Origin of the sequence: Vibrio sp. SCSIO 43133 (assembly GCF_023716845.1) — a bacterium.
GTDB classification, from domain to species: domain Bacteria; phylum Pseudomonadota; class Gammaproteobacteria; order Enterobacterales; family Vibrionaceae; genus Vibrio; species Vibrio mediterranei.
Window position 1 is genome coordinate 2,519,913 of record NZ_CP068024.1, and the last position, 22,674, is coordinate 2,542,586.

The window sequence follows — 22,674 nt, forward strand, 5'->3', positions numbered from 1 at the left end:
CTAGATTTCATTTATAATGGGAGCATCTTATCGTTAGGGAGCACATATGAAAACCGTATTCATTACAGGGGCAAATCGAGGTATTGGTCTTGCTCTTACCAAAAGATACCTTCAATCTGGCTACCAAGTACACGCCACTTATCGCAGTGCATGCAGCGCTAAGGAGCTGCTGTCTCTGGAGGTAAGTGAGTCAAACCTGTCTACATACTGCTTTGACGTCACCGATTATCCAACCTATCCGCAACTTCTCGCACAGTTACCCAACCTAGATATAGTAATCAATAATGCAGGCTATTATGGCCCCAAAGGCTACGGTTTCGGCAATACAGACATCGATGAGTGGCGCAAGGTGTTAGAAATAAACACCATCGCTCCGCTTAAATTGGTGGAAGCGCTGTATCCCAAAATTCAACGCTCCGCGGTTAGGAAAATTGCGTGCTTATCCTCTAAAGTTGGTAGCATGACAGAAAACACATCAGGTGGTGGGTACATCTATCGCTCCTCAAAAGCCGCACTGAACTCAGTAGTTAAGAGTTTGAGTAACGATTTAAGCCAAGAAGGTATTACCGTTCTGGCATTACATCCGGGTTGGGTTCAAACCGAGATGGGCGGTCCAAATGCTCTTATCTCAACCACAGAATCAGCATCTGGCTTGTTCAAGGTCATCGAAAACGCTGACTCCAACCAGTCAGGCCAATTTATTAACTTCGACGGTCAACCACTTCCTTGGTAGGTCATTAGTCATTCGATATTAGCTGCGGCTCTTGGTCTTACTAGGCGCTTTTTTTCCCTTACTAAAACGTCGTTTCTTAAATGCCGGTCTCTCAACTTTGGGCAAATTTCTGAGAGAGTCCGGCACAGGACCCGACTTCACTTGTTGCATAAGCTGTTCAAGGCGGTTATTGAGCTCTGCCATAAATGGCGTATAGGACTGCGTTTTCTCAGCCATGCCTTGCAGCTGAAACTCCCAGTGTGCTGTCATATCAGGATAGGTCGATTCATCAGGTAGCGCATGAATTAAACCTCTTCCTGCAGAAGTGCTAATAACTGACTTGCCCTGACGATTAAGCAACTTGCGTTTAAAAAGTGTATCAAGAATACCCGCACGCGTTGCTTCTGTTCCGATACCATCGGTATCACGTAGGATTTTCTTCAGCGATTTGTCTTCAACGAATCGGCTGATACCGGTCATAGCCTGAAGTAATGTTGCCTCGGTGAAATGTCTTGGTGGCTCGGTTTTCTTCTCTGCGATCACACCTTCGCGACAGATGAGTTCGGTACCGACTTCCAAAGGCGGAACGGCATCTACGCCATCCTCTTGTTCATTAGCAGAGTTCCCTAACAAGACTCGCCACCCAGGTTGCTGCAAGCGCTTGCCTTTAGCAATAAAACAGCCACCTTGAATATCGAACTCTAACATGGCTTCGGCGTACACCGCGGCTGGATAAAACTGCATTAAATACTGACGCGCGATCAACCCATAGATTTTCTCTTCAAACCCAGATAGCACACTGCTGGTTTTCTTTGGTGTCGGAATAATAGCGTGGTGTGCATCCACTTTGCTGTCGTTCCACGCTTTAGACTTACGACTGCTGTCCGCGTCATCAACCGCCTGAGCATGCTCTCTGCTATTGTTCTTTATTGCACTTAGGACATCATTCGCTTGGTAAAAATGATCTTTAGGTAAATATCGGTTATCAGAACGTGGATAGGTAATCAGTTTGTGCTTCTCGTACAGAGCCTGACAAACATCCAACACTTGTTGCGCGCTCATATTAAAACGCTTGGCCGCATCAATCTGTAAAGCAGACAAAGAGTACGGTAAAGGCGCATTCTGTTTTGTCGACTTATGCTCTGACTTAGTGACTGTTGCTGGCTGTCCTTGAATACGACTCGCGACATTTTCCACCAGCTTTTTATTCAGCACTCTTCCTTCTTCATCTTGCCATGGTTGGCAGGCTTCACTTGGTTTCCATTTGGCACGAATGTCAAAGGCCGCGTGCGAATCTTGGTAAGGAATCAAGGCGTGCAAAGTGTAATAGTCTTTGGGAACAAAGTTCTCGATTTCTTCATCACGGCGAACCACCAATCCCAACACGGGTGTTTGTACTCGCCCAACAGATAACACACCTTGATAACCCGCCTTTTGTCCGAGAAGCGTATAGGCCCGAGACATATTCATCCCATAAAGCCAATCCGCTCGTGAACGTGCTAATGCCGATACCGAAAGTGGAATAAACTCTTGATTCATGCGCATAGAATTGAGCGCTTTTTTTACCGCCGGAAGGTTTAAATCGCTAATCAACAAACGCTGAGCAGTATCTTTCTTGGCTTTCGGAACCTTACAGTAGTCGATCACCTCATCAACCAGAAGTTGCCCTTCCCTATCTGGGTCTCCCGCGTTAACAATACTGGTCGCCGTTTTTAGTAGTTTCTTTACCGCAGTAAGCTGTTTTGAAGCACTTTTTCGAGGTCTGAGTTGCCACTGATTTGGCACGATAGGCAGATCATTCAGATTCCACTTTTTATAACGCTCATCGTAGGCATCAGGCTCTACCTGCTCAAGCAGATGACCAATACACCATGTGACCACATCACCATTCCCACATTGGATGAATCCGTCGCCTTTCTTTTGAGGGTTTGGCAAAGCGGCGGCAATAGCACGCCCTAAGCTGGGTTTTTCGGCAATAAAGAGACGAGTCATAGAGAAGGGTCACTGGTATCTGAAAAAATAAAGGTAAGCTTAACTAAGCTTACCTTTAAGAATCAAGAAAAACTGTATAAATAGCCAGTTAAATATTCCATTATAGAAACTTAACGTATTTATTTAAATCACGCTCTGGCGCTTTCATTGGTGTACATCCGGGCGTACCGACGTAGAGAAAGCCAACGATTTGATCATCACCCTCAACGCCAAACGCCCGACGAACGTGTTCATCAAACATCCATTTGCCCGAACGCCAGAATGCTTGGAAGCCTTGAGCTACAGCCGCCATTTGCATTGCTTGAACTGCACAGCCAGCAGAAAGATGCTGCTCGATTGCGGGTACCTTGTCATGTTGCGTCACTTTCGCAATGACGGTGATTACTAGAGGAGCACGAAAAGGGGCTTTCTTAGCTTTTTCAATCACCGCCTCCTCACTGCCCACTTGAGCAGCGGCATCACTTAAGATATCAGCCAGTTTCTGTCTGCCATCACCTTGCGCCAGCACAAACTGCCAAGGAGTAAGTCCTGCATGATCGGGAGCACGCAAGCCCGCTCTAATAATATTTTCTAACGCTTCTCCTTCAGGAGCCGGTTCTGATAGTCGAGCAATCGACCGCCTATTGAGTAACAGTTCTAGGGCATCCATAACACTTCCCTTTTTGTTTGTTGTAATAACGCTCATTATAACAAAACGTTAACGTCATGACAGCAAAAGTGAGAACTGTTCTCAATGTACTTTATAGCTTGGCAGCTAATTCGACACCTTGGCGAATCGCTCTAACCGCATCCAGTTCACCAGCATAGTCAGCGCCACCAATAACATGCAATTTGTCACCAAAGCTTTGCCACTGGTCTTCGAATGGTTTTACAGACTCTTGTCCAGCGCAGATGACCACTTTATCTGCGGGTATCAACTGCTCTTCACCTTTGACAGTAATGTGCAGACCTTGATCATCAATCTTGTTATAAGTCACACCACCTAAAAGATGTACACCTCTCTTTTCAAGGGTTTTCTTGTGGATCCAGCCTGTCGTTTTACCCGGGCCTTTACCTACTCTGCCTTCTTTACGCTGCATTACCCAGACATTGGTATCGGTCACTTCTTCCGGGAATGGGAATAGACCACCTGGATGCTCGATGGTTTTGTCGATGCCCCATTCGTGTAACCAGTCATCTAACGTCTGACCATGAGGTTCAGTAATCATGCTCGCAACATCGACCCCAATACCGCCTGCCCCCATGATCGCCACGTTGTCACCTACTGGTGTCTTATCGCGAATCAATGTTTGATAGTCGATGACTTTATCTTGGTTATCGATACCTTCAAGCTTGGGCATTCTTGGCTGAACACCGGACGCCATCACTACTTCATCATATTCGCGTAGCAGGTCAGACGTCGCTTCGGTGTCAAGATGTAGCTTGACGCCGGTCTCTTCAATACGGTTGGCAAAGTAACGGATAGTTTCTCTGAATTCTTCTTTACCTGGGATTTGCATCGCTAAACGGAACTGGCCACCAATGCGGTCACTCTTCTCGAAAAGATCCACAGAATGGCCTTTTTCCGCCAACATGGTCGCACACGCTAATCCTGCAGGTCCGGCACCTACAACGGCAATGGTCTTACTATTTACGGTCTTCTTGACGATTAAGTCCGTTTCATAACACGCTTGAGGGTTGACCAAACAAGTGGCGCGCTTGCCTTTGAATGCATTATCCAAGCACGCTTGGTTACAACCTATACACGTATTGATTAGTTGTGACTTGCCTTGCTCTGCCTTCGCGATAAAGTTTGGGTCGGCCAAGAAAGGTCTCGCCATCGAGACCATATCAGCGTGCCCTGATGAAAGTATCCGCTCGGCTTCTTCCGGTGTATTTATTCGGTTAGTCGTGATAACAGGCACATTGAGATAAGGACGGATTTTTTCGGTTACCCAGGTGAAAGCACCACGAGGAACTTGAGTGGCAATCGTCGGTACTTTCGCTTCGTGCCAACCAATACCAGTATTGATTATCGTTACGCCAGCCTGCTCAAGCGCCTGGCCAAGCTGTACCACTTCTTCAAAAGTACTGCCTTGCTCGACCAGATCCAGCATCGAGAGTCGGAAAATGATAATAAACTCTTTACCCACAGCCGCTCTTACTGCTTTAACGATTTCTAACGGCAAGCGGATACGGTTTTCATAACTACCACCCCACTCATCGTAGCGAACATTGGTGCGCTTACAGATGAACTGGTTGATGAAGTAACCTTCCGAACCCATGATTTCAACACCGTCATACCCTGCTTCTTGCGCCAGTGATGCACTGTTTGCATAAGCGTCGATAGTCTTCCAGATTTGACGGCTGCTCATTTCACTAGGTGCAAAAGGAGAAATAGGTGATTTTATTTTCGATGCGCTTTGTGAAAACGGGTGGTAACCATAACGACCAGCGTGAAGAATTTGCAATGCGATTTTACCGCCATGCTTATGCACAGCCTCAGTAACAACTTTATGCGCTTTGGCATGTTTTGGCTTGCTAAATTCAGCAGCAAAAGGGGCAAGACGTCCGCGAAGGTTTGGCGCAAATCCGCCAGTGACAATCAAGCCTACTCCTCCTTTGGCTCGCTCTTCATAAAATGCAGCAAGCTTATGCAGTCCTTCCTTGTGTTCTTCAAGACCTGTGTGCATCGATCCCATCAGCACACGATTACGTAGTTGGGTAAATCCTAAATCCAGAGGCTTAAGTAAGTTCGGGTACATAGCAGACTTCACTTCCGTTGTTATAGTTGTGGTCTGACCAGAATATTATGTAAAGGTTAAAAAATCAAACTAGCGTTTACATTTTCTCAACATTATTAAAAATTTTTTCCTGAATATTTGAACTTAATCTAGTATGTTAAGTCTTTAATTTTTATTCACTTAAAACCTTGATTGAGTGATAGTGGCAACAAGCATGTACAATTACATTATTCATACAGCGAATCTGCCACGCCAACGCTACACTAGTAATTGATGTTTAGGGACAAAAACACTCACCAATTGGTGATGTGGAGAGATGATGAAAAAAGTATTTCGATTTATCGGTTTGATCTTCAAAGGGTTCTGGAAAGTCATTAACTTTACCAGACTTGCCATTATTAACCTGCTCTTCTTTGCTGTGATTGCAATGATCTATTTTGCTTTCACTCAAGTCGAACCTGCGCCAGCTACCGTCAAAAAAGAGTCAGCGTTAGTCCTGAACATTTCTGGGCCTATCGTCGAGCAAAGCAGTTATGTGAATCCTATGGATTCTGTCACTGGATCACTGTTCGGGCGCGACCTTCCAAAAGAAAACGTTCTGTTTGATATAGTAGATTCAATCCGCCACGCATCGACTGATGATTCTGTAAAAGGATTAGTGCTATCGTTGAGAGACATGCCGGAAACTAGTTTAACCAAACTTCGCTACATTGCTAAAGCGTTGAATGAGTTTAAGGCGACAGGCAAGCCTATCTATGCCTACGGTGCTTTCTACAATCAAAGTCAATACTATCTAGCCAGCTATGCCGACAAAGTCTACCTTGCTCCTGATGGTGCGGTACTTATCAAAGGCTACAGCGCGTACTCAATGTACTACAAGACGTTACTCGAAAAACTCGATGTGACAACTCATGTATTCAGAGTCGGGACTTACAAATCCGCGGTCGAGCCATTCCTTCGTGATGACATGTCTGATGCAGCGAAAGAATCTGCCACTCGCTGGGTTTCACAGCTATGGGGCGCTTACGTAGATGATGTTGCCTCTAACCGTCAAATCGAAACCAGCGTTTTAACGCCAACCATGGATGAATTTCTTAAAGAACTAGAAGCTGCTGACGGCGATTTAGCCGCATTATCTAAGCAACTAGGATTGGTCGACGAACTTGTTACCAAACAGCAAGTCAATCAGGCTATGGTCGAGGCATTTGGTAGCGACGGCGATGGTGGCTTTAACGCTGTGGGTTATTACGAGTACTTGGCATCCATGCCATATGACCTACCAAAGCAGCCAGATAACCAAGTTGCCGTCATCGTAGCGAGCGGCACCATCATGGATGGTGAGCAACCGCGTGGTACTGTCGGCGGTGATACAACAGCAGCCCTTCTCAAACAGGCTCGTGAAAACGACTCCGTTAAGTCAGTGGTATTGCGTGTTGATAGCCCAGGTGGAAGTGCGTTTGCTTCAGAAGTGATTCGCAACGAGGTTCAAGCGCTGCGCGATGCTGGTAAGCCTGTCGTAGTGTCCATGTCGAGTGTTGCTGCCTCCGGTGGTTATTGGATTTCTATGAACGCTAATAAGATCATGGCACAGCCAACGACCATCACTGGTTCAATCGGTATCTTTAGTGTGGTAACAACCTTCGAGAAAGGGTTAAACAATATTGGGATTAATACCGATGGCGTTGGTACATCACCCTTCTCAGGCGTTGGTGTAACCACAGGCATCAGTGAAGGCGCGTCAAAAGCATTCCAAATGGGCATCGAAAATGGATATAAGCGCTTCATTACGTTAGTCGCGAATAACCGCAACATGTCTGTCACGGATGTCGACTCTGTCGCGCAAGGTCGAGTATGGACCGGTAAAGACGCATTAGAGCGAGGCTTGGTTGACCAGATTGGCGATTTTGATGATGCTGTCGCTCTCGCTGCTGAACTCGGAGGTATGGAGAAGTACGATATCTACTGGGTCGAAGAACCGTTAAGCCCAGCGCAACAGTTCGTCCAAGATATTATGCAGCAGGTGAAAGTGAGTCTTGGACTCGACATATCAGCTTGGGTCCCACAAAGCTTACTGCCTGTCGCAACTCAGTTGCAACAACAAGCCAGTTTGCTGGAAAGCTTTAACGACCCAAAAGGCCAGTACGTACTGTGCTTGACCTGTAATATCCAGTAGGCATGCCGAGCTAACAAATTCATTTATCTAGAGCCACCAATCGGTGGCTCTTTTGTTTGTTTTGGTTATAATCGCCTGCATCTGTTCCCCTTGATAATAAAGCGATCCCTGGCATGACAAGAAAACACATCTATATTGCGTACACTGGCGGCACCATCGGCATGCAAAAGTCCGATCACGGCTATATTCCCGTCGCCGGTTTTATGGAAAAGCAACTGGCTAGTATGCCGGAATTCCATCGCCCTGAAATGCCAGAGTTTACTATTCACGAATACGACCCGTTGATTGACTCTTCAGACATGACACCTGCAGATTGGCAACAGATTGCTGACGATATTCGTGATAACTATGACAACTATGACGGCTTCGTTATTCTGCATGGCACCGATACGATGGCGTATACCGCATCGGCACTATCGTTTATGCTAGAAAATCTAGGTAAGCCAGTCATTGTCACCGGATCACAGATTCCTTTAGCGGAGCTACGCTCTGATGGACAAGCTAACCTGCTGAATGCACTGCACATTGCGGCTAACTATCCGATTAACGAAGTCACACTGTTCTTCAATAATCAACTAATGCGCGGTAACCGCAGTACCAAATCTCACGCCGATGGTTTCAACGCGTTTACGTCTCCAAACATGTCGCCGATTTTAGAGGCGGGTATCAATATTCAGTTAGGTAGTGGTGTAGAACTGAACAAAATGCCTGAGGGCAAGTTTAAAGTACACGACATCACACCACAGCCTATTGGGGTCATTACTATGTACCCTGGCATCTCACATGAAGTGATTCGTAACACGCTACTTCAACCTGTTAACGCTATGATATTGCTAACTTTCGGTGTTGGTAATGCGCCACAAAACCCTGAGCTTCTCGCACACCTAAAAGAAGCCTCTGAACGTGGCGTGATTGTGGTCAACCTTACCCAATGTCTAGCAGGTAAAGTCAATATGGGCGGTTATGCCACTGGTTGTGCCCTAGCCGATGCCGGAGTTATAAGTGGTTTTGACATGACCCCAGAAGCGGCTCTAGCCAAGCTACACTATCTACTTAGCCAAAACTTGGGCTACGAAGAAGTCAAAGCCCAAATGTTAGAAGTGCTACGTGGCGAAATGAGCAAATAAATCCTTACTATTGATCATTCTAAAAACGCAGCTAAGCTGCGTTTTTTGCCATTAGACTTTAGCTAACACTGCATCGGCCGCTTCTTCAATCAGATCCAACACCAACTCAAAGCCCTGCTCTCCTCCATAGTAAGGGTCTGGGATCTCACTATAAGATGAAGAACCATGGCTAAGAAACAACGAAAGTTTGTACTTGAGATGTTGAGGACAACGTTGTTTAAGGTCGGCCAAGTTATCCTTATCTGCGGCTAGAATCATGTCAAAGATCTCAAAGTCTTCATCTGTCACTTGTCGCGCTTTTATTCCAGAAAACGAGTAACCACGAGCTTCACCAGCGGCTTGCGCTCGCCTATCAGGGGCATCACCGTGATGGTAGCCAATCGTCCCTGCTGAATCGATAAGGACCTCAACCCCTTGATTCGCTGCTCTAGAGCGTAATACCGCTTCGCCCGTTGGCGAGCGACAAATATTGCCCATGCAGACCACCAATATCTTTTTCATCCTATTACCCCTGAACTTTGTCTTGTTTTTTTCTGTTTCTATTTCATTATCATATACCGAACACAGAGGACTAGCAGCTAAACATAAGGAATCACCATGTCACTCTCCGAAGAGCAAAAACAAGATCGTCATAAAGCACGACAACAGAAAGTAAAAGAAAACGTTGATAAGAAGATCGCCAACGCTCAAGAAGAAAAAGGTTTGTTGTTAGTCATCACCGGAAACGGTAAGGGCAAGTCAACATCTGGCTTTGGTACCATTGCTCGAGCCGTTGGTCATGGAAAGCAGTGCGCGGTTGCTCAGTTTATCAAAGGAACATGGGATAACGGCGAACGTAACCTACTCGAGAAGTTAGGTGTTGAGTTTCAAGTGATGGCAACAGGCTTTACTTGGGAGACCCAAAACAAAACCGCTGACACGGAAGCAGCTCAGTTAGTTTGGCAAGAATGTAAACGCATGCTTAAAGACGAATCACTTGACGTGGTTCTATTTGACGAGCTGACCTACATGGTGAGCTACGGCTATATCGATTTGGAAGAAGTAGTAGAAGCGTTAACCAACCGACCTAAAATGCAATCTGTCATTATCACAGGTCGCGGTGCCCACCGAACGCTCATAGACATTGCAGATACCGTTTCAGAGGTTAAAAATGTCAAACACGCCTTCGAATCAGGCATAAAAGCGCTAAAAGGTGTCGATTGGTGATGTTCTAGCCAATCGAACCAAAAGAGTAAAAAATGAGATGTAAGTCTCATTTTTTACTGTATACTGCCCTCCCGTTTGCTAGGGCACTTCGCATTGTTGCGTAATCTTCTAGCTATACACCAATACAAGCCGTCACCAAGGAACTGTGAACGACCCAAGGATTTGGACCAGCTGCAATCTCCACGCTTGTAAAGGGTATAAAAATGGGCAAATTTATCTTCAGTTACCACAATCCGTGGTTTCCTCAGCTTTCCGCTGTTTCCTCTTGGTCATCGTATTCCATGCTTAACTGTCTAAGCTACGGTGAGGTGACCCAATGTTAATGACTATCCTGTTTGGCTTTGTGGGCATTATCTCGTTGTTAGCCATCGGTTTTATTTTCTCAGAAAACCGTAAAGCAATTAACTGGAATACCGTATTACGCGCACTCCTCCTTCAAACATTGTTTGCTGCTTTTGTTCTTTACATTCCTTTTGGTCAACATGTTCTTGGCGCAATGAGTTCTGGTGTTGCCAAAGTACTGAGCTTCTCCGACGTTGGTATTCAATTTCTATTTGGTGATTTAGCTTCTGAAGGCTTTATTTTTGCCATCCGTGTTCTTCCTATCATCATCGTTATTAGCGCTCTTATTTCGGCACTTTACTACCTTGGCATCATGCAAGCGGTAATCCGTGTACTCGGTGGTTTAATTCAGAAGTTCTTGGGAACAAGCAAAGCGGAATCGTTGGTGGCAACCGGCAACATATTCCTATCACAAGGTGAGTCCCCACTGCTTATTCGTCCTTTCCTTGCAACTATGACACGCTCGGAACTGTTCGCAGTCATGGCGGGCGGAATGGCGTCTGTGGCAGGGAGTGTTCTTGGTGGTTACGCCGGGTTAGGCGTAGAGCTAAAGTACTTAATCGCGGCAAGCTTTATGGCTGCGCCAGGATCCCTAATGATGGCTAAGCTTATCGTACCTGAGCAACAAACTCCGGTAGCTCATGACTCTGTCGACTTAGATACTGGCGATCAAAGTAATGTGATTGATGCCTTAGCAGCGGGGGCAATGAACGGAGTAAAAGTTGCGGTCGCAGTGGGTACGATGCTTATCGCTTTTGTCAGTGTTATTGCGATGGCTAACGCCGCTATTGAATCCATAGCGGAGCTGTTTGGTGCGCAAGGAATCACATTACAACTGCTATTCGGTTACCTCTTCGCTCCAGTAGCTTGGCTTATTGGTGTCGATCAAAGTGAGATGCTGATGGCAGGGTCATTTATCGGCCAAAAGGTAGTCATGAACGAATTTGTTGCTTTCATCGACTTCATTCAGCATCAAGCTAGCTTATCGGAGCACAGCCAAGTTATCGTTATATTCGCTCTTTGCGGTTTCGCCAACATTGGCTCTATTGCCATTCAACTAGGGTCTATTGGTGTAATGTCACCGGAGCGCCGCTCTGACGTGGCAAGCCTGGGCCTTAAAGCCGTGCTAGCCGGTACGTTAGCCAACCTGATGAGTGCTTGTTTAGCGGGCATTTTCATTGCGCTTTAACGCAAGGTAAAACTGCCTTCAGGGTAGCAGTTTAAAGTGTCAGCTTGTTAGTACTTTAAATCTGCTATCCTCGCCTTAATTCTTACTGACTCCTCTCCCAGCAACAACACTCTGTCACCCCATTTAGGTACAATCAGACAATCAACTTGGCGTGAAACTGTCGTCACAATTGGTTAAATTAACACAAACACAACATCATGATAACAAGGAGAGTTTCATGGAAAGTGGTCGTTTGATCCTATGGATTGGTAGTAATGAGCACCGATTTATACTTGGCCAAAGTACAACTCAACCTATCAAACAGTTAAAGCAAGACTGGGAAAATATCGAAAAGAGCCAACATGAGAGTAGCTATTCGATTACTCTGCAACATGACGGCTTGCCTACCCATGCTACTCACAACTTATACAAAACTATCACAATGGCCGCTGCCACAGCACTTATAGAATCATGGCAGCTTCTAGCAGTTGAGGAGCTCGAAGAAGAGCAAGATCTTGACTGCCATTGGTAGCAACATCTCTAACGTAATTCGTTCCGCCAATACGAAAAATGCCAGCGTGATACACGCTGGCATTGGCTTTACTTGTAGCTGGCTAGTTTAGTTAAACAGCCCTTTTAGTAGCCCATCGACGGCTTTCTTGGTCTTTTCATCTTTAATACCAAGACGCTCAGTCGCGCGTTCTACTTCTTTTTGAGCTTTCTGTTTCAACACATCGTCAAACACAAGAGCGAACTTTGGATCAGTCCAAGCGCCGGTCACCTTGATTGGAATCGTAACATCACGCAGCTCCGTAATGCTTTGACCACCTTGCCCTTCCAATGTCCCTACGATAGAAGTGCGCACCAAAAAGTCGACCGTCTCATTAATGTAATTCGCAGATCCTTCACCTTGAATACGCAATAGCGGCGATTCTGCTGACATATCTTTGGTGGATACGACACCTTTGGCTAGCTTGAGTGTAGCTTTCATCGCGCTAAAGTCGGTTTTCTTAGGCCCTTTTTCAGCTTCAACAGACTGACCTTTAAAGCGAGCATAATTTTCTCTGATAATCTGTGCAACGTTGATACCATTGACGGCACCATCAGCAAAATTGATCTTCACCGTACCCGCTAGATTTTTCTTAATACCCGTTGGGGTTAAGCTCCTACCTGTAACATTCACATCGATATTGCCGGTGCCTTCGAGCATGTCGTTGTTAGCAACATCTTTTAGAAGCGGTTGTACTTTTACGCCTTTAATACGCTTCACGGCACTATAAGATGCTGGTGATTTACGCGCATCCAGTTTTGCTTTTGCTGTAATTGATCCGCTATACAGTTGAGAACTAAATGACGTTAGTTCTGCTACGCCACGATTAACATAAAAGTCGGCTTTTACTTTCTGCATGTGCGCATTAGCCGCTTTAAACTTATCAATCGTTACACTGCCTTTTACATCCAAGCCTTTAAGTGCACTTAAGTCAGGTTCTACCTCTTTCACAGGTGCAGATTTGCCTGAAGAAGCGGTTGGCTGGCCACCAGCATTGGCTGTTTTATTGCCGGTCTGAGTTTGGTTTAATCCTAAGAACTCATCAAGATCAATATTAGGACTATGCAGTGAGAAGCGGACTTTCGGAATATCAGCCAATTGAACAGTCGCCTTCCCATCTAGCTCCATTTTATTGAGTGATAGTTTTTGAAGCACAAAGTTCAAGAAGTTCTTCTTAAGATCAAAGCTAAGATCTGATGACATACCAACTTTCATTGGAGATTGAGGTAGTGGTTTACCCTCTAAGGTAGAGTCAAGTGTCAACGCGCTTAACTTAAGCATGGTCATCGCTTTATCAATTTCAAATGACGTACCACCTTTGGCATCGAAGCTAAGATCTGGCGTTTTACCTTTAACCGCAAACTCAATACTGTTTGGTTTATCAAATTCGAATGTCGCTACCGTAAGCTGAGCTTGCTCAACATTATTAACCGTATCTTGATATGTAGCATCAAACTTGATGTTTTTCAGTGCGTACTCAGCAAAGTCCTTGCTCAACTTAAAGTCTGCAGTACCTTTAGCAGTAAAACTCTGGTCGTTGTTTTGACCTTTCAAATCAAAGTCGGCTGTAGTCCATTGGTCTGCTGCGAACTGAGAGACATTTAAACCGACATCATAAAGCTTGGTAAATGACCCTGTTTCTTCGTTAGAAATCTCAAGTAACGCATTGGACACCGTCACACCAGAAAGTGAAATGCTCCAACCTTGTGCGGCAGACGCGGACGACGTAGTCTCAGGCTCGGTCGCTGCCTTATCGGCTGGGGTTGCAGATTCAGCCTCTTTGCTAGCGGCAGTCAATGCGTCCAAGTTAGACGTTCCGTCTTTTAGTGTTTCTAAATGAACTTGCGCACCATCAAGCGTCACAGAACCAATTTCTAGGGTTTTATCGAGCAGAGGCATCACCCCAACACTCACGCCAACTTGGCTGACACTGAATAGATTGGGATTCTTAAAGCCCTGAGGATTCTTGAGATTTGTTTGACCAAGTTCAAATCCAAGTGAAGGGAAGAACTGCCAACTGATGTCACCGCTTATTTCAAGTTCTAGACCAGTTTGTGCCTGAACCTGCTCAGTTATCATAGGTTTGAACTGATTAGGGTTTACAAACATCACCAAGGCGGCGATAGCGACGACGATAAGCACAATCGGGATCGCCAAGATAAGGAGTAGTTTTTTCATTCGCATCTTCCTTGCAAAGCGGAAAACAAAAAGTGGCACATAAAGTGCCACTAATCTATTAAAAAATAAAGCAATTTAAACGTTATACGTGCACCCGTTCAGTATAGAACAGTTTGGTTACTTATAACGTAAGAATTCAATCCGAATATTGTAAGGATTACGCTTTTAACAGCTTTGCGATGTGTGCTTTAAGTACATCGATCGCAATACGGTTTTTACCGCCACGTGGAACGATAATATCAGCGTACTGTTTTGACGGTTCAATAAACTGCATAAACATAGGACGAACCGTTTTTTGGTACTGCTGAAGAACGGATTCCATGGTACGTCCACGCTCTTCAACATCACGTTTAACGCGACGCAGTAGACAGATATCAAGCGGAGTATCCATAAATACCGTCGCATGCATTAGCTTGCGAAGACGAGGATCAGTCAGAAGAAGAATGCCTTCAAGGATGATCACTTTCTTTGGTGTCATCGACGTAGTGTTATCAGTGCGAGTGTGCTCGGAGTAGCTGTATTCTGGCACTTCTACCGCTTCGCCTTGAATCAGCTTTTCAAGATGGTCACAAAGCAAGTCATGATCCAGTGCACTTGGATGGTCGTAGTTCGTTTTTACACGCTCTTCCATACTCAAATGACCTTGGTCATTGTAGTAACAATCTTCCGTGATCACTCCGATTTGATGGTCGCCTACCTTCTCGCGAAGTTCGTTATAGATTGTGCTCGCAATGAGGCTTTTTCCGGAAGCAGAAGCGCCAGCGATACCTACGATGACACATTGATTATTATCAGACATTCTTTGCACCTAGTACATATATGGTGGTGAGGACAAAACCGGGTAATTATATGGACATCAACCCTTAGATACTAGTCGAGATCTCACTTATTTGATGCCCAATTTTGCCCTCGCTCAAGAAATAGGAAATTGCAATCGATTACTTCATTTTACAAAGTAGAAGGCAATAAGAAACCGAGCTCACAACTAGCTCGGTTTCTCCGTTATTCCACCATTTTAAACAAGATGGATTCCGGTTTCGCTTTTCCATTCCAATACAGGTCTGCACATACTCTTTCAGCCAATTGTGTGTAGATCTGAGCATGCTCTCCATCTGGATTGGACACCACAGTTGGCGCACCATTATCAATGGATTCTCGAATATCAATATGAAGCGGAACTTGGCCCAGCAGGTTAAGACCGAATTTCGAAGCCATCCATTCAGCACCACCTGCGCCAAAAATATGTTCTTTCGAGCCACATTGGCTACAAATGTGATAACTCATATTTTCGACGATGCCCACCACAGGAACAGACACTTTTTCAAACATAGCGGCACCTTTGATAGCATCTGCTAGCGCTAAGTCTTGTGGGGTGGTGACAATCAATGCGCCAGTTACCGGGATCTGTTGAGACAGGGTAAGTTGGATATCACCAGTACCTGGCGGCATATCAATCACCAGATAATCAAGTTCTGGCCATTCGGTTTCATTAAGCAGCTGAGCTAACGCTTTGGATGCCATCGGACCGCGCCAAATCGCCGCATCATCAGAGCTAATAAGGTAACCGATAGATTGAGTATAAATGCCGTGCGCGGCAATTGGTTGCATCCACTTTCCGTCGCGGACTTCGGGATGCGCATTGATTTGCCCAAACATCATCGGAATTGATGGTCCATAGACGTCGGCATCAAGAATACCTACCTTCGCCCCAAGCTTACTGATGGCAAGCGCTAGGTTGACCGCTGTTGTCGATTTCCCGACCCCTCCTTTTGCGGACGTGACCGCTATAACGTTCTTCACGCCTTTGATTTCTGACGCCACCGTAGTTTCTAGTGCTTTCACTTGGCTTGATACAGAAAACTCAAATGCTGCCACTTGGTTTGATTGTTGCTGCGTTTTAATCCAAGTCGTCAGCTCTGAAATCAGTGATTGATTAGCGAAAGGCAACGTAATCTGAAATTCACCAGATGCCGATACAGACACTACATCCGGTGACTCGCTCCAACCCAGTTTTAGGTTTTCCCCGTGAAACTCCCCGAGCCACTGGCAAAAATCTTGTTTTGATTCGAACGTGCGCATCTTGCTTTCCTTATTATTTTTTAGTCCTGTTAAGATTAGCATTACGTCGCCAGAACCAGAACCCCAAAAAAGTTATGGGGATTGACTCTGGATACCTTGGAGTCATGGCAGTCATCATGTAGTATTAGCGAATATTTTACTCTGAATAAAGAAAGCGAAACTAAAGTATGGCAACCGATCCAAGAAACCTTAACTCAAGGAAACTGTTGGTCACTTGCGCGCTACCGTACGCTAACGGTTCTATTCACTTAGGACATATGCTTGAGCATATCCAAGCGGATATCTGGGTGCGCTACCAACGTCTACGTGGCAACGTAGTAAACTTCATTTGTGCTGATGACGCTCACGGCACACCAATCATGCTGAAAGCTCAGCAGATGGGGATCTCGCCAGAAGAAATGATCGCAGCAGTTAGCGAAGAGCACCAAAAAGATTTCGCTGGCTTCGATATCAGTTTTGATAACTACCACAGCACGCACTCAGAAGAGAACCGCGAGCTTGCATCTCACATCTATCTGGAATTGAAAAAGAACGGCTTTATTTCAAGCCGCACTATTTCTCAGTTGTTCGACCCAGAGAAAGAGATGTTCCTCCCAGACCGTTTTGTTAAAGGTACTTGCCCTAAGTGTAAGTCTGAAGACCAATACGGTGACAACTGTGACAACTGTGGTGAAACATACAGCCCAACAGAACTTATCAACCCTAAGTCTGCGGTATCCGGTGCAACCCCAATCATGAAGGATTCTGAGCACTTCTTCTTCGACTTGCCTCAATTTGAAAGCATGTTGAAAGAGTGGACTCGATCTGGCTCACTTCAAACTGAAACTGCAAACAAGATGCAAGAGTGGTTTGAATCTGGTCTACAACAGTGGGACATCTCTCGCGATGCACCGTATTTCGGTTTCGAAATCCCTGGCGAAAAAGACAAGTTCTTCTACGTGTGGCTAGATGCACCTATCGGTTATATGGGTTCATTCAAAAACCTATGTGACAAGCGTGACGACTTAGACTTCGAAGAGTACTGGAACAAAGACAGTAGCACCGAGCTTTACCACTTCATTGGTAAAGACATTGTTTACTTCCACAGTTTGTTCTGGCCTGCAATGCTTGAAGGTTCTGGTTTCCGCAAACCAAACAACGTATTCGTTCACGGCTACGTAACGGTTAACGGCGCGAAAATGTCTAAGTCTAAAGGTACATTTGTGAAAGCAAGCACTTACCTTGACCACCTAGACCCAGAATGTCTACGTTACTACTACGCTGCAAAACTGAACAGCCGTATCGACGATCTTGACCTTAACCTTGAAGACTTTACGCAACGTGTAAATGCCGATGTGGTGAATAAGATTGTTAACTTGGCTTCACGTAATGCAGGTTTCATTACTAAGCGTTTCGAAGGCAAGCTTTCTGAAAACTTCGCTGAGCCAGAGCTATACAATGAATTTGTAGCCGCCGCTGATCGCATTGCTGAGTTGTATGAAGCTCGCGAATTTGGTCGTGCAATTCGTGAAATCACTGCACTTGCTGACAAAGCAAACCAATATGTTGATGAAAAAGCGCCATGGGTTGTCGCGAAAGAAGAAGGTAAAGACCAAGAGCTACAAGATATCTGCTCTGTTGGTATCAACTTGTTCCGTGTACTGATGACTTATCTCAAGCCTGTAATGCCTGCTCTTGCTGCTCGCACCGAAGCTTTCCTAAACGAAGAGCTATCATGGGATGGCATCGCGCAGCCACTCACTGCTCATGAGATCACTAAGTTCAAGGCTCTGTTCAACCGTATTGATCCTAAGAAAGTAGAAGCAATGATCGAAGCGTCTAAAGAAGACGCAGCGGCAGAGCAAGCTGCGAAGGAAAAAGCGGAAGCAGCTAAGACGGAAACTGAACTAAGCAAAGACCCAATTGCAGAAGAGATCGAGTTTGATGCTTTTGCTAAAGTTGACATGCGTATTGCTCGTATCATCTCTTGCGAAGAAGTGCCAAAAGCAAACAAGCTATTGAAATTCCAGCTTGATATTGGTGGTGAAACACGTCAAGTATTCTCAGGAATTAAGTCCGCGTACAAGCCAGAAGAGCTTGAGGGTAAGCTAACCGTGATGGTTGCAAACCTAAAACCTCGTAAGATGAAGTTTGGCATGTCTGAAGGCATGATCCTAGCTGCAGGACCAGGTGGCAGCGATCTTTGGATACTTGAACCGCATGAAGGCGCTCAACCAGGTATGCGAGTGATGTAACCGACTCTTTTATGACTAAAAGCCAGCCTTCGTGCTGGCTTTTTTTTGTGACAGAATTCGCACAAAATGTGCATTTGCACCAATTAGTCGCATTCCCATTGATTGACTAATATATAAGCCATTGTTTTCAATGGGATAATCAATTGGCATTGAGCTTGCTGAGACATAGACAGTAGATATTGTTCGACAAAGGAGGTCGTTATGTTTGTATTACTGTCTCTACTTCTATCTTTAGCCATACTTGCAGCAATCTATCGATATGCCAAAGTCACCGAGGCAAAAACTGAGCGTAAATATCAACTCATCGTTCATTTACGTGAGTTAGTCACATTAGTCAGACAGCACCGTACCGCTACTCACTACACATTGATGTTTGAGCAGAAGAAGAATAAGCAGCTACAGAAAATTGAAGTCGCAATGGAAGAGTGCTGTCTTGCATTGACTGACATTGCTCACTTCGACAACAAACCTATGTACCGTGTGCTGCACAGCAATATTAAGCTGTTAAGTCGTTCTTGGAAGAAACACAGCGTCAACAAAAACCAAATTGTACATGGCAAGCTCATCCGCCAGACATTACTGCTGATTGATGACATTCTGGTTGCTTGGTTGATGGCTGTGGAAAGAGAGGACTTAGAACAAGAGTATCGTACTCTATGGCAAAGTGTTATTGACTCGCTTGATTGCCTAACTCAGTTAAGACTTTGTATTGATAGCATTGACTCTGAGCTCGGCAAACAACGCGCCTTGCATTACTGCAATCAAATCCATCGCAAGGTTAACCAACTTAGCTTAGTTGGTCCGCTGTCTATTCCTTCTCCTATGTACAGCACTGCCATAGGAAAAATAGAGGCGTTGATTGACCATCCGAAAGCCGAGCTCGATAAAGAATTTATGTATCAGCTCACGTCGGAGCTCTCTGAACTTATATTCACCAACTACGATGGCATCATTAAAGAGCTAGCAGAAGAACTATACCAGCCGATTCCCAATTCGGTCATCGTCTGAAGCAAGACTTGCACTCACAAAAAAGGCCACAATTGTGGCCTTTTCATTTTTAACTGTCGTCTTCGGTAAAATCCGTCGGAAGAGTGGTCTTCATCTGATTCCAGATCTGACTACTCTCAATACCATAGTGACGAATAACCAACGGTAATTTGTCTCTATTACCCGTTTGGCAAACATCTAGAAGCTCTTTATAGAAGTTAAGAGCCAAGGCACGTGCTTCTGGATTCGAGAAGTAGTAGCTACCTACACGATCATAAAGCTTCTTAAGACCGTTAAAGATCAAACCATAGATTTGGTTCCCAGAGTGGAATGCTAGGCGCTGGAAAAGCATGTAATCATAGAAGTTGAAAGTGCGAGCTACCAGCATGGCTTGGCGCTTAGCTTCATCTTTCTCACCTTCATCTTTTACGTTCTGTTTGATCTTGTCAGCGTATGGGGAAGAAGCAACAAACTCGTCCCACGACTCCGCTTTCAACAGACTCTCACAAGAATCAATCACACCTTCAATCGTACGCTCAGAATTATCTTTATTAGCTTTAAACGCATAGCGCATGAAGATTGGACTGATGTTCGTTCTCGCTGCTAACAAATCTTCTACGATAGAAGTCGCGTTATCCGCATCAAGAGTCATCAGCGTATCTAGGATATGAAGACCAGACGTCTCCATAAATTGATTCACTTTTGTTGGCTTGCCATGTTGGATCGTCAACCAACCATCTCTTGCTAGGCGCTGTAGTACTTCTCGAAGCGTGGTTCTTGTTACCCCAATTAGTTCAGATAGCTCTCGTTCAGCTGGAAGAATGGAGCCAGGAGGAAAACGGCCATTCCAGATGCTCTCAATAATATACTTTTCAGCGAACCCTGCTGGGCTCTTCGCCTTAATTACCATTATGGGGTGTATCCAATCATTTTATTTATTCGTGTATAGAACTCATCATACCACTACTTCGAGAATTTGGTAAACCTACACTACTTATATCTGTAACAATACCAAAATAGAGCAAATGCTCCATTTTAACAATTTTCTCAGCATAACCATTTATAGGTACGAGGCATAAGTATTACATATTTATTAATGTTCTATTAACCTCAAACCCCTTATAGATTATGGTTATTCAACCTATCATAGCCAAAACTAATCAATACGTTTTTATCGAGTATTAGGCGCAAATCACGCTAAAAAACATACTTTTTTGAAGGCTATGTTTCGAATATTATCCATGAGTCATGTTTTAGGTGGTCAGCCACCTAGAGGCTAAAAACGCAACTATTGTATAGGTCTATGTTTTGCTTATTACACATAGATCGCGTTTTTAACAAAAAGTAGAAATTTACCAATCTGAATTTGTAATTTTTGTTGACTATATCTTACCGAAGAGTAGAGTTTCGGGCGAAGCAAGGAGTGCTTAGCAACTGAGGGACTTGGCAAGTGAACAATGGTCTCCACTCCATGTAAGCATTGTTCGTTTACTAAGTTTTTTAAGTTAGATATTTTGGAAGCCCTCTCAAATACTCTCGTACCCTTGCATTTGTCGATTAATAACAACATAAGAGTATTACTATGCCGATGTCTTTAGGAAATGCTTTTATCAAGAACTTTCTTGGTAAGGCTCCCGATTGGTATAAAGTAGCGATCATCGCTTTCCTAATTATCAACCCTATCGTTTTCTTCTTCATTGACCCGTTTACCGCTGGTTGGCTGTTGGTCATTGAGTTCATTTTCACGCTTGCTATGGCGCTAAAATGCTACCCATTACAGCCTGGTGGCCTACTTGCAATCGAAGCCGTTGCAATTGGGATGACCAGCCCGGGTATGGTGAAGCATGAAATCGTCAACAACATTGAAGTTCTATTGCTTCTAGTGTTTATGGTTGCCGGTATTTACTTTATGAAGCAGCTTTTGCTGTTCATCTTTACCAAAATACTTCTCGGTATCCGCTCTAAAACAATGTTGTCTCTCGCATTCTGTTTCGCAGCCGCTTTTCTGTCTGCGTTCCTAGATGCTCTGACCGTTATCGCTGTTGTTATCAGCGTAGCTGTAGGTTTCTACTCGATTTATCACAAAGTCGCGTCTGGTCAACCTAGCAGTTCTTCTCATGACCATACTCAAGATGAACACTTATCTGAACTAACTCGTGATGACTTAGAAGATTACCGCGCGTTCCTACGCTCGCTACTTATGCACGCTGGTGTTGGTACCGCACTGGGTGGCGTAATGACCATGGTTGGTGAGCCACAGAACCTGATTATTGCCGATCAAGCAGGTTGGCTGTTCGGTGAGTTCATCATGCGAATGCTGCCAGTTACTGCGCCAGTATTCGTTTGTGGCCTTATTACTTGTGCACTTGTTGAGAAATTCAAGGTATTTGGCTATGGAGCCAAGCTACCAGACAACGTTCGTCAAATCCTTGTTGATTTCGACCGCGAAGAACGTAAAACACGTACTAAACAAGATGTTGCTAAACTTTGGATTCAAGGCGCTATCGCAGTTTGGTTGATTGTTGCTCTTGCAATGCACTTGGCCGCTGTCGGTCTTATTGGCCTGTCTGTGATTATTCTTGCCACGTCTTTTACCGGTGTTATTGAAGAGCACTCAATGGGTAAAGCGTTTGAAGAGGCACTACCATTCACGGCACTACTTGCAGTGTTCTTCTCAATTGTTGCTGTAATTATTGACCAAGGGCTATTCAAGCCAATCATTGATGCTGTGCTGCATATCGAAGACAAAGGTACTCAGTTGGCGCTGTTCTATGTTGCGAACGGTCTGTTGTCGATGGTATCTGATAACGTCTTCGTTGGTACGGTATATATTAACGAAGTGAAAACAGCATTGGTCGAGGGTGTCATTGACCGAGCGCAGTTTGACTTATTGGCCGTCGCTATCAACACAGGTACTAACCTACCTTCAGTAGCAACACCGAACGGACAAGCAGCCTTCTTATTCCTGCTTACGTCTGCTTTGGCACCACTTATTCGTTTGTCTTATGGCAAGATGGTAGTCATGGCCCTGCCATACACTATCGTTCTCGCTTTGGTCGGCTTATTTGGTATTGTTTATCTCTTAGAGCCAATGACCGCGATATTCTACGATCTAGGCTGGATTACCGAAGCCACAGGCAAGGTAATTGAGGCGAGTGTCTCATCTGGGCACTAATTTTTAGTTGATTGTGAAACTAATCCGC

General features: G+C 44.8%; 17 protein-coding genes. 9 read left to right on the top strand and 8 right to left on the bottom strand.

All coding sequences use genetic code 11. The annotated features are described in order from the left end of the window. Positions 1–46 precede the first annotated feature (46 nt). Positions 47–733 carry an SDR family oxidoreductase gene (locus tag JKJ11_RS11850; protein ID WP_124940061.1) on the top strand — a complete coding sequence of 229 codons (687 nt, stop codon included), beginning with the start codon at positions 47–49 and terminating at the stop codon, positions 731–733. An 18-nt stretch (positions 734–751) separates the two neighbouring features. Here the strand turns inward: JKJ11_RS11850 and JKJ11_RS11855 are convergent, their stop codons facing one another. From JKJ11_RS11855 to JKJ11_RS11865, 3 genes are all read right to left on the bottom strand, one after another. Next, positions 752–2,704 (bottom strand): DNA topoisomerase III, encoded by a 1,953-nt coding sequence (locus JKJ11_RS11855; RefSeq protein ID WP_252038236.1) that lies wholly within the window; start codon positions 2,702–2,704, stop codon positions 752–754. A gap of 100 nt (positions 2,705–2,804) precedes the next feature. Next, complete coding sequence (locus tag JKJ11_RS11860) at positions 2,805–3,353, bottom strand: NAD(P)H nitroreductase (protein ID WP_252038237.1); 549 nt, start codon at positions 3,351–3,353, stop codon at positions 2,805–2,807. 91 nt (positions 3,354–3,444) lie between these two features. Beyond that, the gene (locus JKJ11_RS11865; protein WP_198558096.1) at positions 3,445–5,448 is read right to left on the bottom strand and encodes an NADPH-dependent 2,4-dienoyl-CoA reductase; all 2,004 of its coding nucleotides are present in this window, start codon (positions 5,446–5,448) and stop codon (positions 3,445–3,447) included. Between the two features lie 298 nt (positions 5,449–5,746). Between JKJ11_RS11865 and sppA the strand changes: the two genes are divergently transcribed. Then, positions 5,747–7,600: a signal peptide peptidase SppA gene (gene sppA, locus JKJ11_RS11870; protein ID WP_006070051.1), complete on the top strand. Its 1,854-nt coding sequence runs from the start codon at positions 5,747–5,749 to the stop codon at positions 7,598–7,600. Positions 7,601–7,713: 113 nt separating this feature from the next. Next, a complete protein-coding gene (gene ansA / locus JKJ11_RS11875) occupies positions 7,714–8,727 on the top strand; it encodes an asparaginase (RefSeq protein ID WP_006070050.1) in 1,014 nt (337 codons plus the stop codon). Between the two features lie 51 nt (positions 8,728–8,778). Here ansA and JKJ11_RS11880 read toward each other — a convergent pair whose 3' ends face one another. Next, positions 8,779–9,228: a low molecular weight protein-tyrosine-phosphatase gene (locus JKJ11_RS11880; protein WP_252038238.1), complete on the bottom strand. Its 450-nt coding sequence runs from the start codon at positions 9,226–9,228 to the stop codon at positions 8,779–8,781. A 96-nt stretch (positions 9,229–9,324) separates the two neighbouring features. On the opposite strand from JKJ11_RS11880, the gene cobO reads away from it, so the two are divergent. The 3 genes from cobO to JKJ11_RS11895 all read left to right on the top strand — a co-directional run bounded on the left by cobO (position 9,325) and on the right by JKJ11_RS11895 (position 11,975). Continuing rightward, the gene (cobO, locus tag JKJ11_RS11885; protein ID WP_198558105.1) at positions 9,325–9,933 is read left to right on the top strand and encodes a cob(I)yrinic acid a,c-diamide adenosyltransferase; all 609 of its coding nucleotides are present in this window, start codon (positions 9,325–9,327) and stop codon (positions 9,931–9,933) included. A gap of 322 nt (positions 9,934–10,255) precedes the next feature. Continuing rightward, the gene (locus JKJ11_RS11890; protein WP_063606545.1) at positions 10,256–11,464 is read left to right on the top strand and encodes a NupC/NupG family nucleoside CNT transporter; all 1,209 of its coding nucleotides are present in this window, start codon (positions 10,256–10,258) and stop codon (positions 11,462–11,464) included. 217 nt (positions 11,465–11,681) lie between these two features. Then, complete coding sequence (locus tag JKJ11_RS11895; protein ID WP_031496837.1) at positions 11,682–11,975, top strand: hypothetical protein; 294 nt, start codon at positions 11,682–11,684, stop codon at positions 11,973–11,975. An 87-nt stretch (positions 11,976–12,062) separates the two neighbouring features. On the opposite strand, the gene JKJ11_RS11900 is transcribed toward JKJ11_RS11895, so the two are convergent. The 3 genes from JKJ11_RS11900 to apbC all read right to left on the bottom strand — a co-directional run bounded on the left by JKJ11_RS11900 (position 12,063) and on the right by apbC (position 16,250). After that, positions 12,063–14,171, bottom strand: a complete 2,109-nt coding sequence (locus tag JKJ11_RS11900) for an AsmA family protein (protein WP_252038239.1) — start codon at positions 14,169–14,171, stop codon at positions 12,063–12,065. A gap of 157 nt (positions 14,172–14,328) precedes the next feature. After that, a complete protein-coding gene (gene udk / locus JKJ11_RS11905) occupies positions 14,329–14,970 on the bottom strand; it encodes a uridine kinase (protein ID WP_006070044.1) in 642 nt (213 codons plus the stop codon). Between the two features lie 203 nt (positions 14,971–15,173). Continuing rightward, positions 15,174–16,250, bottom strand: coding sequence for an iron-sulfur cluster carrier protein ApbC (gene apbC, locus JKJ11_RS11910; protein ID WP_252038240.1), 1,077 nt, complete (start codon positions 16,248–16,250; stop codon positions 15,174–15,176). A 167-nt stretch (positions 16,251–16,417) separates the two neighbouring features. Between apbC and metG the strand changes: the two genes are divergently transcribed. Both metG and JKJ11_RS11920 read left to right on the top strand, forming a co-directional pair. Next, on the top strand, positions 16,418–18,484 hold the full coding sequence (gene metG, locus JKJ11_RS11915) for a methionine--tRNA ligase (RefSeq protein WP_062457845.1): 2,067 nt from the start codon (positions 16,418–16,420) through the stop codon (positions 18,482–18,484). A gap of 201 nt (positions 18,485–18,685) precedes the next feature. After that, positions 18,686–19,492 carry a hypothetical protein gene (locus JKJ11_RS11920; protein ID WP_124940081.1) on the top strand — a complete coding sequence of 269 codons (807 nt, stop codon included), beginning with the start codon at positions 18,686–18,688 and terminating at the stop codon, positions 19,490–19,492. A gap of 49 nt (positions 19,493–19,541) precedes the next feature. Here JKJ11_RS11920 and fadR read toward each other — a convergent pair whose 3' ends face one another. After that, the gene (fadR, locus tag JKJ11_RS11925) at positions 19,542–20,381 is read right to left on the bottom strand and encodes a fatty acid metabolism transcriptional regulator FadR (protein WP_252038241.1); all 840 of its coding nucleotides are present in this window, start codon (positions 20,379–20,381) and stop codon (positions 19,542–19,544) included. 672 nt (positions 20,382–21,053) lie between these two features. Between fadR and nhaB the strand changes: the two genes are divergently transcribed. Next, a complete protein-coding gene (nhaB, locus tag JKJ11_RS11930) occupies positions 21,054–22,646 on the top strand; it encodes a Na(+)/H(+) antiporter NhaB (protein ID WP_038229448.1) in 1,593 nt (530 codons plus the stop codon). Positions 22,647–22,674: the final 28 nt, after the last annotated feature.